The sequence below is a fragment of the Acinetobacter lwoffii genome, assembly GCF_022967985.1.
In the GTDB taxonomy this organism is placed as follows: domain Bacteria; phylum Pseudomonadota; class Gammaproteobacteria; order Pseudomonadales; family Moraxellaceae; genus Acinetobacter.
In genome coordinates, this window is sequence record NZ_JALJVC010000005.1 from 12,475 (window position 1) to 27,075 (window position 14,601).

The following is a 14,601-nucleotide window of genomic DNA, read 5'->3' on the forward strand; positions in this document are numbered from 1 at the left end:
TTCATCTCCGTGATTTTTAAACTGGCTGAGAGTTAAAGTTTTAGTTGCTGTTGCATCATTTCCAGAATCTCTTGCCACAGTGGGCGAATTGCTTCAATCAAGGCCAAGTTATGTTGATAAAGCAGCACACAAATGCCGAAACCGACAAGCAGGGCAATCAGATTGAACAGGTGGCTACGCTGCATTTTTTGACCGATGTACCAGAGCAAGGTGAGAAAAGCACCCATCAGCATGCCGCCAATATGTGCGGCATTGTTGATTCCGCTGATCATAAAGCCCAGCGCGAGGTTTAGACCCATCACCATCACCAGGGTTTTTTTATCCAGGATAAAACGTTGCTGTGGCAGCATCGGCAATAAGGCCAGCACCGTCAGTGAAGCCCCGAGTCCCATCACGGCACCGGATGCGCCGGCACTGACCGCAGGCAATAAATCGGGATTGGCCACACCGCCTTCAATCAGGTTATAGCTGTCTTGAATATTCATATAGCCACTGAGCAGGCTGCCCATTAATCCGGCACACACATACAGGCCAATAAAATACATCCGGCCAAACAGTTGTTCGGCAACACTACCAAAAATATACAAGGCCCACATATTCAACATCAGGTGAATCAGGCCAAAATGAAAAAACATGCTGCTAAACAAGCGCATGGGTTCCGCTAAATAGGTTAAAGGTGCATAATCGGCACCCCAGAGAATGGCATCTCGGGTACTCGGCTGGCTAACATCCATGCCATGCATGGCTTGCCAGCCAAATAATCCAACATTGATCCCGATTAAAATGGCGGTGATCCACCAGAGATGCATTTCAAGTTTGCGATGTTCGACAGGGGGAGAGTATTCAGACATGCTATTTTTTTGCTGTGATTGTATATTTCGAATAAGCTTAACACGAAAAATTAAATTTTCAGGAGTAACGCACTGACATGAAAGCCTTTCTGATCCGCACGATGCTCGTCATCGTCAGTGTGATTCTGCTGGTTCAATTGTGGATCTTTGCCAGTCTGGCCTGGTGGCGAACCAATCCGGTGAACACCACCATGATGATGCGGATTGATTACTGGACAGAACCCTCCAAAGCGATTCAGCATCAGTGGCGTCCCTATGACGAGATTAGCCTGAATCTGAAACGTGCTGTCGTCACTGCGGAAGATGGAAAATTTATTCATCACCATGGTTTTGACTGGGACGGAATTCAAACTGCGCTGAATAAAAACAGAAATCAGGGCCGTGTAGTGGCCGGTGGTTCGACAATCTCCCAGCAATTGGCGAAAAACCTGTTCCTCGTCAACAAGCGTTCCTTTGTGCGTAAAGGTCAGGAAGCAGTCGCGACCTGGATGATGGAACGCATGTGGTCGAAAGAACGAATTCTGGAAGTCTATTTAAACTCGATCGAGTTCGGGGATAATATCTACGGCGTTGAAGCAGCGGCCAAACATTATTTCGGTAAAACCGCACAAAGCCTGACCCGCGATCAAGCCATCTTTCTGGCTGCCATTTTGACCAATCCGAAATATTTCCAGGATCATCGCAATTCCTCTGCATTAAATGCTCGTAAGCGGATGATTCAGCGCTATATGCGTTATGCAGAATTACCTTAATTGATGATTTGAAGAGAAAGCCCAATTATTTGGGCTTTTTTTATGAAATTGTCATCAATTTGAAGCATACTTGGAGGGATAAGCACAATTTTAAATCCGCATAGGTTTGATATGAATACGGCAGCCAGCACAACTTCAGCACAGCCCGAATATACATATAATGATCGTTATATTAATCGCGAACTGTCTATCCTAGACTTCCATTTACGTGTCCTGGAACAGGCTGTCGATCCTTTACATCCATTGCTCGAACGCATGAATTTCCTGTTGATTTTCTCGCGTAATCTGGACGAGTTTTTTGAAATCCGGGTCGCAGGAATGATGGAACAGCTGGATCTGGATAATGAAAGTCGGAGTCCGGATGGCTTGACTCCAAAGCAGGTTTTAGAACAGATTTCTAAAACAGCACATGCCGCCATTGAACGCCAGTACCGTATTTTAAATGAAGAAATTTTGCCAAAACTGCGTGAGGAAGATATTTGCTTCTTGCGCCGTGGTGAGCTGACTCCGGCACAATCTGCCTGGATTAAAAAATATTTTCAGGAGCAAGTGGCGCCGGTTCTCACGCCGATCAGCCTGGACCCTGCGCACCCATTCCCACGGTTGGTGAATAAATCACTGAACTTTATTGTCACATTGGAAGGGAAAGATGCTTTTGGCCGTCAGATTGATCTGGCTGTGGTACCCGCACCGCGTTCACTGCCACGCGTGGTACGTTTACCGGATGAACTGACCGATGGAAAAGAACATCATGTGATGCTGTCGGCGATTATTCATGAGCATGTGTCTGATCTGTTCCCGGGGATGACGGCGACTGGCTGTTATCAGTTCCGTGTTACCCGAAATGCCGATTTAGCCTTGAATGAAGATGTAGAAGATCTGGCCAAGGCCCTCAAAGGCGAACTCAGTTCACGCCGTTTTGGTCGTGCGGTACGTCTGGAAGTGACAGAAAATTGTCCGCAGCATATTTATGAATATCTGCTGAATGAATTTGATCTGGACGACGAGCAGCTTTATAAAGTCGCGGGCCCGGTCAATCTGGCACGTTTGCTGTCTAACTTTAAACGTCCGCATTTACGTTATGACTCGCATACTCCCATCATTCCTAAAGTACTGAAAAAATCTGAAAATATTTTTAGTGCAATGCAGAAGCAGGATATTCTGCTGCATCATCCCTTTGAATCTTTTGCGCCGGTGATTTCATTATTACGTGAAGCGGCACGCGATCCGCAAGTACTGGCGATCAAGCAGACTTTATACCGCAGTGGGCCAGATTCTGAAATTGTGCAGGTGTTGGCGGAAGCTGCCCGCAATGGTAAGGAAGTGACCGCAGTGATTGAATTGCGTGCACGTTTTGATGAAGAATCCAATATTGCGGTGGCCAATGTCCTGCAAGAAGCCGGTGCAGTCGTGGTCTACGGCATTGTCGGTTACAAGACTCACGCCAAGATGATTCTGGTGGTGCGCCGGGAAAATAACAAACTGGTGCGCTATGTGCATCTGGGCACCGGTAATTATCATGCCGGCAATGCGCGAATCTATACCGATTATGGTCTGTTAACGACGGATAAAGATCTGTGTGAAGATGTGCATCGTATTTTCCAGGAACTGACCGGTATGGGGAAAATGGCCAAGCTGAAAAAGTTGCTGCATGCGCCGTTTACCTTACATGCCCAGTTACTGAACTATATCGATAATGAAATTGCCTATGCTCAGGCAGGGAAACCGGCGCAGATTATTGTCAAAGTCAATGCGCTGACCGAAATGCAATTGATTAACAAACTCTATGAAGCCTCTCAGGCCGGAGTACAGATTGACCTGATTATTCGGTCGATTTGCAGTTTGCGTCCGGGTTTGCCGGGTCTGTCGGAAAATATCCGGGTGCGTTCAATTGTCGGACGTTTCCTGGAACATACCCGCGTGTATTATTTCAGCAATAATGGAAATTCACGTATTTATTGTTCAAGTGCAGACTGGATGGATCGTAACCTGTTTAATCGGGTCGAGGCCTGTTTCCCGGTCGAAGATGAAGCCTTGAAAAAACGCATCTATCAACAAGGTCTGTTGAATTACCTGAAAGACAACCAGCAATCCTGGTTATTGCAAGGTGATGGTACCTGGCTGCGGGCACAGCCAAAAGAAGGTGAAAAACCACATAATGCACAACGTATTCTGTTAGAGCTGTTTAAATAAGTTTAAGTATTTAAAGAGGCTGAATATTCAGCCTCTTTTTTATTTCGAACATACAATTGAACTGTTTAAGCTGAGTCTGATCAGTTTTCGATAGATGTGTTTGACCTGACTATACATCTGATAATCTTTCATCTGAAGCTGGTTTTGTCGTTCGGTTTGCGATTTATGCTGACTCATTACTTGTAATAACTGTAATTCAGCGAAGTTGAGACAGGCTTTAACGCTGGGCTGGTGCAGGAGATAGTCTGCCAATTCAGTATGAATGTAGGCTCCACCGCGCAAGACAGTTTTTAGACTATCAGCGAACTGGGGTAATGAATCATGATGCTGCATATAGCTATCTGCGCCGGACAGCAAGGCTGAATAGATCAGTGCTGTGGAATGAGTATTGAGTATGGCAATAACGGGCGTATCTAGGCTTTGCTGTTTCAGCGGACGGATCACACTGATCTCTGAAGTTGTTGCTGCATGATAAAGAATCAGGTTGGGCAGATGTTCAGTAATCATGGATTGTGCGGACAGCATATTGTCCGCATACAGCAGCATATCTGGCTGATAGCCGAGTTGCTGTAGCACGGTCTGGATTTTTGACAGGTCGAGTCCAGTCGGTGAACGAATCACTAAAACCGGTGCAGGCAAAAGGCTAGCCAATAAAACGCGATCCTGTAGATGCGATAGAGAGCTACACTGTGAATCAGGCAGATGCAAATGCCTATCCCAAAGAATAGTGATTTAGCTGAAATGTAGAGATTCTAAGTTTCTAGGCGGACTGGATGCATTCAATTCAAGATATAAAAAAGGAGCAACATGTGCTCCTTTTTATTATCTATAGATCAGGCAGCATCGTGCTGAGTGATTTTCTGGAAAATCTGTAATAGCACATCAAACTCGCTTTGCAGCGGTGTGCTTTTACGGGTTACCAATGCCAGGGTACGACTTGGGGCTGAATCGATCGCTTTTACCTGAATCTCAGGATTGCCTTTAATCATATTGGTATGGATCGCAATTTCAGGCAGCAGGGTAAAGCCCAGATTTGCAGACACCATTTCGATTAAAGTCGGCAGTGAGCTGGCTTTTAAACGGTGATCATTTTTACGCTCACCAATCGGGCAGGCACTCAAGGCATGATCACGCAGGCAATGACCTTCTTCAAGTAACATCAGGCGAGACAGATCCAGATCTTCTAAAGAGTTTGCTTGTGCAGCATGCTGATCAGATTTTTGGTAAACCAGATACAGATTCTCTTTGGCAATTTCAGCAACTTTCAGACCACGGGTGTCGAAAGGCAATGCCAAAGCCACCATATCCAGGTTGCCATGTTCCAGCTTTTCTACAATCTTTTCACTTTGTGCTTCATGCAGATGCAACTGGATTTTTGGTAATTGCTTATGTACTTCATCCAGCAGTTGGGACAATAGGAAAGGTGCAATTGTTGGAATGACGCCGAGATGTAGATCACCGGTTAAAGGTTCACTCATCTCACGACTTAGACGCATTAGGTCCTGAGCATCGGCCAGTAGAACACGTGCGCGTGCAACCACTTGTTCACCAAGAGGCGTTAAACGAACATTCTGGCGGTCGCGTTCAACAAGTACGCCACCGAGTAAACGCTCCAGTTCCATGATGCCGCCAGACAAGGTTGACTGGGTGACAAACGAACGACGAGCAGCTTCTGTAAAATGTAGCGTCTCTGACAGTGTTACGAGGTATGACAGCTGTCTTAAAGATGGTAATGCAGCCATAGTGTCCTAATGTTTATGATTTAAAATGATCAGCAAATAATTCGCTAAGATATGGAATAAAATGCGGTGGGATATCATGCCCCATTCCATCAATTAATTCAAATTTAGCCCCTGAGATTGCTTTCGCAACGGCCTTGCCATGGCTAGGAGGCAGCAATCGATCTCGAGAACCATGGACCACCAGGGTTTCTTGTTTGATTTGCTTGTCCAGTTGCAGCAATGAGCCTGTACATAATATTGCTAAAAACTGTTGAAGTACACCAGCAGGATAGTAACTTCGCTTATATAATTTACGGGCGGTCTGCACCGCTTCCAGATGATTGACATAACCTGGTGAGCCGATGATCTTAAACAGTTTCAAACTATGATCAACAATGCCATCTTCATCTGTTGAAGCCGGTTTGTCAATCAAACTAAAGAGTTGCTTAGGGAAGGGCGGTGGCAACATCGGCTGGTTATTACTGGTAAACAGTAAGCCCAGTTTTTTGACTTTGTCCGGATAACGCGCTGCCAGAATCTGGGCAATCATACCGCCCATTGAGGCACCCAGCACATAGACCTGTTCCAGCTGCATTTTTTCAATGAGCAGGCTGACATCTTCGGCCATATCATACAGATCATAAGGTGCACCCTGATTACCCAGACCCAGCACAAACCGGCTCATCATTTTTAGGGTATTCAGGCGTGGACCTTTGTGATGAACTTTTGAAGACAGGCCAATATCACGATTATCAAAACGGATGATGTGATAGCCATTGTCAATCAGTGACTTGCAGAAAAAGTCAGGCCAGTACAGCATTTGCCCACCCAGCCCCATAATCAGTAAAATGGTGGGATGTTCCGGATTTCCACCAACCTCGACATGTAACTGGATCCCATTACCAAGATCAACCTTGGTTTCATGCATGAACGAGGTATAGGGGGAAAGATTAAACTGTGTTGCGCTGTACATGGTCGCTGTCCTAATTAAAGGATATTTCGTTTAAAAAATATCCTTGCTATTAAACCTCTAAACCGCAGCAGGAATCAAGTCAGGAACCTGCTTGGTCAAGGTCAGACGCTGTTTGGCTGCAGTGGCGCCCAAAAGCACAAAACCACGTAAGGTGCCGTTAGCATCGAACGCTTTAGCCAGCATGCCATCGTCAAACTCTTCAGTTTCCCAAGTAACATCAATATCAACCGGTGCAGGCAATACTGTTAAAGGTGCAGCAGGCGTTTTTACTGCCACCGGCATAGCCGGATAATGCACGGCAGTATGTTCGCCATTTAAGGTTTTTGCCAAAGCGCGGGCTTGTTGCATGATCGGCATGACATAGGGCAATAAGGTTCCATTGACCTCGGCACAGTCACCCACAGCATAGATGTCGGCTTGGTTGGTTTCCAGTTGTGCAGTGGTTAAAACTCCGCGACTGGTGTGTACATCTGCCTGTTTCGCCAAAGAAATATTTGGCTGTAAGCCCACCGCAGACAATACTACATCTGCAACCAGAGACTGACCATTGGCCAGCGTGACCAGATAATCACCATTGTCCGCACGAGAGACTTTTTCGACTGTTGTGCCCAAGACAAAGTGAATGCCGGTTTCTTCAAGATTCTTCTGGAAGGCAGTAGCAACATGTTCTGGCAATAAACGGCCAAGCGGCTGAGGTGCCAAATCAATGACTGTAACCTGATGATCGGTATTTTGCAGGTCATTGGCAAATTCACAGCCAATCAGGCCTGCACCTAAAATCACCACACGTTTGTCTTCACGTGCTGCCAGGTTGCTACGGAAAGTTTTATAATCACTTAGATTGTTGACGACATGAATGTCATCGCTGGCATCACCGGCAATCGCCAGACGTACCGGATTGGCACCGATGGCTAATACCAGTTTGCTATAATGTTGCGTGCTTTCCTGGCCATCTTTTTCCAAAACCAGTTGATGATCTTCCGGATGAATCGCCTTAACCCAAGTATGCTGTTCAATGCGCATATTCAGCTGTGCCGACATTTTAGCCGCATCGCCTAGTGGAATTTGTTCAGGTGCTTTATTGCCGGCCAGAGCGTTGGAAAGCGTCGGTTTGGCATAATTGACCGCATCATCCGCACAGATCATCAGCAATTCATGTTCTGGATTGAGTTTACGAAATTCACGTGCTACGGCATAACCCGCCATACCTGAACCAATAATGACGATAGGATGCATAGTTGTTTCCATATGGTAGAGCTCCATGCTGTATAAATGATTGAAAGGCATAAAAAAGACCATATGGATATGGCCTTTAACTGGACGTGATTAGACTTCGATCATTTCGAAATCAATTTTAGACACGCCGCAATCTGGACAGGTCCAGTCATCGGGGATATCTTCCCATTTGGTGCCTGCCACGATCCCGTCTTGAGGCCAACCTTCTGCCTCGTCATAAATCCATCCACATACGATGCATTGAAACTTTCTCATGTAACTCTCCAAAACTGAGCAACTGTAGGCGTCAGCTTAAAATCCATAAAAGGCAAGACTCTAAAAGAATATGACTTTTTAACAGTGAACATATTTGGCTAAATTTTTACGCAGTTCTATTCAGAAAGTAAAGTGAATAAAAGCTTAATCAGCGAAATTAGCAGCAGAATAGACGACACATTCCTCATTTATCAGAAAATCACGCCAATCAGCTTTTCTAGCGCAGACGGTTAAAGGATAAAAAGCTGAGGATGGCAAAAATGAGCGTTTATCTTGGGGGATAGACCAAAGTCGTGCAGTAAAAACTTGAGTTTTTAGGTAATTTAGAATCAGTAAAGTCTGGGTTAAATATTTTTAAAATAAATCAATATAATAAAATCAATATCTTGTGGTTAAACATCGGGTTTTTATTAGACAGCTTGGCTTGTTCGTTTCACTCAAATAGGTTTAAAATTCCCATATTCCTTTTCTTTTTTTAAGATCTCCCATGAGCAATTTGTCTACTTCTTTGTGGTCTCACATTCGTACGGTCCAAGATTTTCCAAAACCAGGAATTTGCTTCTTTGATTTGACCCCAATTTTCATGAGCAATATTGGTCCATTGACTGACGCTTTGATTGCCAGCATTCCTGCTGACAAACTGGCAGAAGTAGAAAGCTTTATTGCGGTTGAAGCGCGTGGTTTTGTGTTGGCAAGCTTGTTGGCACAACGTACAGGCAAAGGCTTATTGCTGGTGCGTAAAGCAGGTAAATTGCCACCTCCAGTGGTCGGTGTAGGTTATAGCCTGGAATATGGTATGGATCGTTTAGAAATGTCTGCGAACGTTCAGTCCCAGAAAGTAATTATTGTGGATGATGTTCTGGCAACTGGTGGAACCTTAAAAGCTGTAAATGAACTGGCTCAAAAATGTCAACATGAAGTACTTGGTGCAAGTATCTTCCTTGATCTTCCTGACCTGCATGCTGAATTAGGCCTGGATATCTGGTCAGTGCTGGATGACAAATCTCAGCCTGAAGCGGCAGTTGCTTAAGTTATACATTTAAAAAAAGCCCCAAAATTGTGGGGCTTTTTTATTGCCTGATAAAATGATCTTCGATTTCCTGAATCAGTGTATTAATTTGCTCAGGATGTTCCAGACGATGATGGCCGCCATCAACTGCCTGAATTTGCATATAGTCTTCAAGTTGTGTCTGAACCGCATGCATATCCAGAATTTCATCGCCCAGCTCCAGATAGGCAAACTGAGGAATATCATGCTGTAAATCGTGATGCCCAATCGGCGGATAATCATCGCGGAAGTTAGGCTGCAAAATGGGATTGGCCACTACACATGGAATTTGATACGCTTGTGACATTTTCAGTGCCCAATAACCGCCAAGACTGTGGCCGACCAGAATATCCGGTTTGATGGTTTCAATCATCTCATGATAAAACTCGGTGACCGAACTATAACTCAGATTTCGATAATCGACATCGATACAGTATTTATGTACCACATCAATGGCATGGAACTTGGTGGATTCTCTGGAGGAATCTAAGCCATGTAAAAACAAAATCTTAGACATAGTTCATTACTCATTTTTATGGGACATGCCATATTGGTTATTTGTTGATTGGCACATCATCTTCAATCTGAGCGTCATTGTAGAACGTCTGGGTGTACAAGGCAGTTAGCTATTGGTCTAAGCCACAATTTTGCAGTGCAATGATTTTGTATAACCCCTGTCTGATTTAAACTTTAATCCCAACTGAGAGCAGCGGGGTGCTGCAAAAGGTTGAAGAAAGGGAATTTAAAAGAGTGACAGAAGGGCTCAACCGAATGGTGTAAATAGCAGGATAGTGGATTTTTCCAAAGAAAAGCCGGTTCCTGAGAGTGTTTGCGCTACGATTTGAGAAGGATTTCTGCTATTCTATGCAACTTCTATTTTTTAACTAATCTTATTCGAGGCAGAGATGACGCAAACTAACGCTCAATCGACTTCTGAACAAATCATTTCCGAAAACGATTTAATTGCACAGCGTCATGCCAAGTTAAAGCAAATTGAAGCTCAGGCACAAGAAACAGGTAAGAGCCCATGGCCGAATACCTTTAAGCGTGAGCATTATGCCCAGGATTTACAAGACCAGTTCGCTGATAAATCTAAAGAAGAAATTGAAGCAGGCGAAAAGGTCTACGTCAAAGTTGCCGGTCGTGTAATGTTGAACCGTGGTTCATTTATCGTGATCCAGGACATGACAGGTCGTATCCAGCTGTATGTGGCGCGTAAAGAACTCGCTGAAGATGTACTGGCTACCATTAAAGGTCTGGACCTTGGCGATATCATTGCAGTCGAAGGTTATATCGGTCGTTCGGGTAAAGGCGATTTGTATGTACATATCGAACATTTTGAATTACTGACCAAATCATTGCGTCCGCTTCCAGACAAGTTCCATGGTCTGAACGATACTGAAGTGAAGTATCGTAAACGTTATCTTGACCTGATCGTTAATGAAGAAACACGTAAAACTTTTGAAATTCGTGCCAAAGTTGTGGCGGGTATCCGTGCCTTCCTGACTGAAAAGCGCTATATGGAAGTTGAAACGCCAATGATGCATGTGATTCCAGGTGGTGCATCGGCACGTCCTTTTGAAACACATCATAATGCATTAGATATGTCATTGTTCTTGCGTATTGCGCCAGAGCTTTACTTAAAGCGTTTGGTAGTTGGCGGTTTTGAACGTGTGTTTGAAATTAACCGTAACTTCCGTAACGAAGGTGTTTCTACCCGTCATAACCCTGAATTCACCATGATTGAATTCTACCAGGCGTATGCAGATTACAAAGACTTGATGGAATTGACCGAGCAAATGCTGGAGCGTCTGGCGATTGATATCTTGGGTACGACTGACGTGCCTTATGGCGATGAAGTGTATAGCTTCAAAGGGCCATTCAAGAAAATTTCAATGTTCGATGCGATTCTGGAAAATAACCCGCAATTTACTCCTGAAAATGTCAATGACCGTGAGTTCCTGGCAAAATTCCTTCAGGAAGAATTGAAAGAGCAAGTGAAGCCAGGTTTTGGTCTGGGCAAACTGCAAACTATGGTATTTGAAGAAACCGTAGAAACCAAATTGCGTCAGCCGACGTTCATTACTGAATATCCAGCGGAAACTTCTCCATTGGCACGCCGTAATGATCACAATCCACACATTACCGACCGTTTTGAATTCTTCATCGGTGGCCGTGAGTTGGCAAATGGCTTCTCGGAATTAAATGATCCAATCGATCAGGCTGAACGATTCCAGGCACAGGTTGCTGAAAAAGATGCTGGTGATGATGAAGCTATGCATTACGATGCAGACTTTGTAGAAGCATTGGAATACGGTCTTCCTCCAACAGCAGGTGAGGGTATTGGTATTGACCGTCTGGTGATGATCTTTGCCAATGCAGCAAGTATCCGCGATGTGATCTTGTTCCCGCATATGCGTCATAAAAATGCTTAAATGCTGAATTCAAAATAACCCACCATTGTGTGGGTTATTTTTTATCGATACATCTGAAAGCTTGAGTAAAAAACAACAGTTTAATCGTTGAAAATTAACATAGGAGCGATTAAGGTGAAGCAGAAAATAAACTTGAGAATATTCATCCCATGTTGCTAAAAAAAACATTATTGAGTGTGTTGCTGACTACGCTTGCTCTTCCTGCTTTTGCTCAGGGCCTGGTTCTAAATGATGCAAATTTGCGTACTGACCTGAACTGGTTAAACCAGCAAGGGGTTATTCAAATCAGTACCTCAACCTGGCCGCTGAGTGGGGATGAAATTCAACGAGCCTTAACAAATGCGCAGATCAGCAATACTATACAGCAGCGTGTAATCGATTCGGTTCTGGCTAAACTAAAGGCAGATAATCAACTGCTAAAATTGGGTGTATTTGCAGAAACCGATCAAAAAAATATTCCACAGACTTTCGGGGATCAGCAAAAAGCACAATATCAGGCAGCTTTAGAGTTTAATGCTGGCAGTACGAATTGGGATGCCAAAATCAGGGTGAATGCTGAAAAAGATCCACAAATTGATAATGATCAGGATGTAAATCTCGAAGGTTCTTATCTGGCGGGGAAACTTTGGAATCAATGGTTGATTGCTGGGCAGATTCCAACTTATTGGGGGCCAGGCCATGATGGCAGCTTGATGCGTGGTGATGCCAGTCGTCCAGTCTATGGCTTTACAGTTCAACGTGCAGAACAGACAGCATTTGAAAATAAATGGTTATCTTGGATTGGGCCGTGGCAGTATCAGGCTTTTGCGGGTCAACTCGATGACTATAGCGCAGTTCCAGACGCCAAATTGATTGGTTTGCGTGTTACAGCACAGCCTTTACCTTATTTAGAGCTTGGTGCCTCGCGTGCGATTCAGTGGGGTGGGGAAGGACGACCTGAAAGTTTAAGTTCGCTGTGGGATGCTTTTGTGGGTAGTAAAGATAATGGGGGTACAGGTGAACCAGACCCATCTAACCAGATTGCCGGCTTCGATGCGCGGTTAAATTTATTTTCTCTTACCCAAATTCCGGTAGGTCTATATGCTCAATATGTAGGAGAGGATGAGGCTGGGGGCTTACCTGCAAAAAAAATGTATCTTGCCGGCATTGACTATTCTTCCACTGTAAAAAATATGCCATATCAGCTCTACACAGAATGGGCAGATACGCGGACTAATGGCAAGGTTCAAGGCATTTCCTACAACCATACGAATTATACAGACGGTTTTTATCAGCATGGTTATCCTCTAGCACATGCTTTAGGTGGCGATGCGCAGATGATTTCCGTGGGTGGAGATATTCGTATTGATTTTATGAACCGCTTATCAGGGCGTATACTTTTTGCTGATGTGAATCAATCAGAACTTGCCGCTGTTAATAATGCTGCTTTTGCTTTTAATGATGAGATTAAAGCACTGGATTTGACCTGGTCACATTATATACGTCCAGAAATGCCGCTTAAAATTAATGCATGGGTCGGTGATTCAAAGGTAAATGGTCGAGATAGCGGAGTTTCTTTAGGTATCGAAATACCATTAGAAAAAGGCTTGTTCAGTTATTAATTCTTAGCCATGATTAAATCCTGCTTAAACGCAGGATTTTTTTATCATTTTAAAAAACTATAAGCAAAAAAAACGCAATGATTGGGGTTGTCATTGCGTAGAAAAAGGAATGTTTTTTCAAACTATTTCAAAATTAACTGTGGAGAGAGTTAAATCTGATTCCTTACTGAATATGACCATAATAGGACGCATTCTCATATGACTCATCAGTATTCATGTTAATACATGTTAAATAAGGTTAAAACTATGAAGATTATGTGGGGATATTTGCATCATTTTTGCGCAATTTTAGCTTAAATAAAAAAGCTCTTCATCAGAAGAGCTTTTAAGAGCAATTTTTTCTAATTAAAAATGGAATACGCCGAGGCCAGATTTGACTTCATCCAGTGTCGCCTGGGTAATATCGCGACATTTATCCGTACCGGTTTTCAGGATATCCATGATGTAATCCGGATCTTTAACCAGTTCGATACGCCGCTCACGGATTGGGCCGATCAACTCTTTTAAAATGCCTTCCAGACGTTTTTTCACTGTACCATCGCCTAAACCGCCACGACGATAATGAGCTTTGAGCTCTTCCAGCTCTTCTTTATTTGGATCAAAAGCATCTAGATAAGTGAATACCACGTTGCCTTCGACCTGGCCTGGATCTTCAATACGTAGGTGATTCGGATCGGTATACATGGCGTTGACCGCTTTCTTAATATCTTTATCTGTCGCATCCAGCACAATGGTATTGCCCAAAGATTTTGACATTTTTGCTTTACCATCAAAACCTGGTAAACGACCGACATTGGAAAGAAGAGCCTTACATTCTGGTAGCAGGTCATGCCCAATTTGACGGTTCAAACGACGCACGATTTCGTTGGTCTGTTCGATCATTGGAATTTGATCTTCACCCACAGGAACAACCGTTGCCTTGAATGCTGTAATGTCAGCAGCTTGAGCCACCGGATAGCACAAGAAGCCGGCTGGAATATCACGCTCAAAACCACGCATCTGGATTTCAGATTTAATGGTCGGGTTACGCTCTAAACGTGAAACCGTCACGAAATTGAGGTAAAGCATGGTCAGTTCATTTAGTGCTGGCAGGCATGACTGAACACAAATCGTAGTCTTGGTTGGATCAATACCGACAGCCAGATAATCCGTCGCCACTTCAATAATGTTACGACGTACTTTTTCAAAATTGTCCGCATTATCAGTTAGGGCTTGAGCATCCGCGAGTAACAAATGTTGATGGTGAGAATCTTGCAGACCTACACGAGAGCGTAATGAACCCACAAAGTGGCCGAGGTGGAGTTGTCCGGTAGGACGGTCGCCCGTCAAGATCACTGGACGATTATCTTGATTACTCATTATCTATTCCAAAGGGTAGTCAGTACTACAGCTGTATTTTAACGAATGGCAACATTGTACGGCATTCTGTTTTTGATTGTCAGCCAGAAAAAAAGCTGTCGTAAAAAAATCTTATAAATTAAACAAGTGAATACAATATTTTTAAGAATTTTGATTAAACTAGGTGGAAAGAAGATA

Annotated in this window: 13 protein-coding genes; 5 read left to right on the plus strand and 8 right to left on the minus strand. The window is 43.9% G+C overall.

All coding sequences use genetic code 11. The features are described from left to right. Positions 1-32 precede the first annotated feature (32 nt). Complete coding sequence (locus tag MWG72_RS04470; RefSeq protein WP_247143315.1) at positions 33-851, minus strand: rhomboid family intramembrane serine protease; 819 nt, start codon at positions 849-851, stop codon at positions 33-35. 77 nt (positions 852-928) lie between these two features. Between MWG72_RS04470 and mtgA the strand changes: the two genes are divergently transcribed. Together mtgA and ppk1 are read left to right on the plus strand one after the other, a co-directional pair. Continuing rightward, positions 929-1,603: a monofunctional biosynthetic peptidoglycan transglycosylase gene (mtgA, locus tag MWG72_RS04475; protein ID WP_005246974.1), complete on the plus strand. Its 675-nt coding sequence runs from the start codon at positions 929-931 to the stop codon at positions 1,601-1,603. Between the two features lie 111 nt (positions 1,604-1,714). After that, positions 1,715-3,796: a polyphosphate kinase 1 gene (ppk1, locus tag MWG72_RS04480; RefSeq protein ID WP_005246972.1), complete on the plus strand. Its 2,082-nt coding sequence runs from the start codon at positions 1,715-1,717 to the stop codon at positions 3,794-3,796. Positions 3,797-3,835: 39 nt separating this feature from the next. Here the strand turns inward: ppk1 and MWG72_RS04485 are convergent, their stop codons facing one another. From MWG72_RS04485 to rubA, 5 genes are all read right to left on the minus strand, one after another. Continuing rightward, the gene (locus tag MWG72_RS04485) at positions 3,836-4,447 is read right to left on the minus strand and encodes a response regulator (RefSeq protein WP_039902034.1); all 612 of its coding nucleotides are present in this window, start codon (positions 4,445-4,447) and stop codon (positions 3,836-3,838) included. Positions 4,448-4,629: 182 nt separating this feature from the next. Next, complete coding sequence (oxyR, locus tag MWG72_RS04490) at positions 4,630-5,538, minus strand: LysR family transcriptional regulator OxyR (RefSeq protein WP_004279412.1); 909 nt, start codon at positions 5,536-5,538, stop codon at positions 4,630-4,632. Between the two features lie 13 nt (positions 5,539-5,551). Beyond that, positions 5,552-6,490, minus strand: a complete 939-nt coding sequence (estB, locus tag MWG72_RS04495; protein ID WP_247143316.1) for an esterase EstB — start codon at positions 6,488-6,490, stop codon at positions 5,552-5,554. 57 nt (positions 6,491-6,547) lie between these two features. Continuing rightward, positions 6,548-7,726, minus strand: a complete 1,179-nt coding sequence (gene rubB, locus MWG72_RS04500) for a rubredoxin reductase RubB (RefSeq protein ID WP_213687762.1) — start codon at positions 7,724-7,726, stop codon at positions 6,548-6,550. Positions 7,727-7,816: 90 nt separating this feature from the next. Then, a complete protein-coding gene (gene rubA, locus MWG72_RS04505) occupies positions 7,817-7,981 on the minus strand; it encodes a rubredoxin RubA (RefSeq protein ID WP_004646274.1) in 165 nt (54 codons plus the stop codon). A 487-nt stretch (positions 7,982-8,468) separates the two neighbouring features. Between rubA and MWG72_RS04510 the strand changes: the two genes are divergently transcribed. Next, on the plus strand, positions 8,469-9,011 hold the full coding sequence (locus MWG72_RS04510) for an adenine phosphoribosyltransferase (RefSeq protein ID WP_247143317.1): 543 nt from the start codon (positions 8,469-8,471) through the stop codon (positions 9,009-9,011). Between the two features lie 40 nt (positions 9,012-9,051). Here the strand turns inward: MWG72_RS04510 and MWG72_RS04515 are convergent, their stop codons facing one another. Next, positions 9,052-9,546, minus strand: a complete 495-nt coding sequence (locus MWG72_RS04515; protein ID WP_004279417.1) for a YqiA/YcfP family alpha/beta fold hydrolase — start codon at positions 9,544-9,546, stop codon at positions 9,052-9,054. Between the two features lie 388 nt (positions 9,547-9,934). On the opposite strand from MWG72_RS04515, the gene lysS reads away from it, so the two are divergent. Both lysS and MWG72_RS04525 read left to right on the plus strand, forming a co-directional pair. After that, positions 9,935-11,464, plus strand: coding sequence for a lysine--tRNA ligase (gene lysS, locus MWG72_RS04520; RefSeq protein WP_071850582.1), 1,530 nt, complete (start codon positions 9,935-9,937; stop codon positions 11,462-11,464). 149 nt (positions 11,465-11,613) lie between these two features. Continuing rightward, positions 11,614-13,065: a capsule assembly Wzi family protein gene (locus tag MWG72_RS04525; RefSeq protein ID WP_247143318.1), complete on the plus strand. Its 1,452-nt coding sequence runs from the start codon at positions 11,614-11,616 to the stop codon at positions 13,063-13,065. A 345-nt stretch (positions 13,066-13,410) separates the two neighbouring features. On the opposite strand, the gene trpS is transcribed toward MWG72_RS04525, so the two are convergent. Then, positions 13,411-14,424, minus strand: a complete 1,014-nt coding sequence (gene trpS / locus MWG72_RS04530) for a tryptophan--tRNA ligase (protein ID WP_005246965.1) — start codon at positions 14,422-14,424, stop codon at positions 13,411-13,413. Positions 14,425-14,601 lie beyond the last annotated feature (177 nt).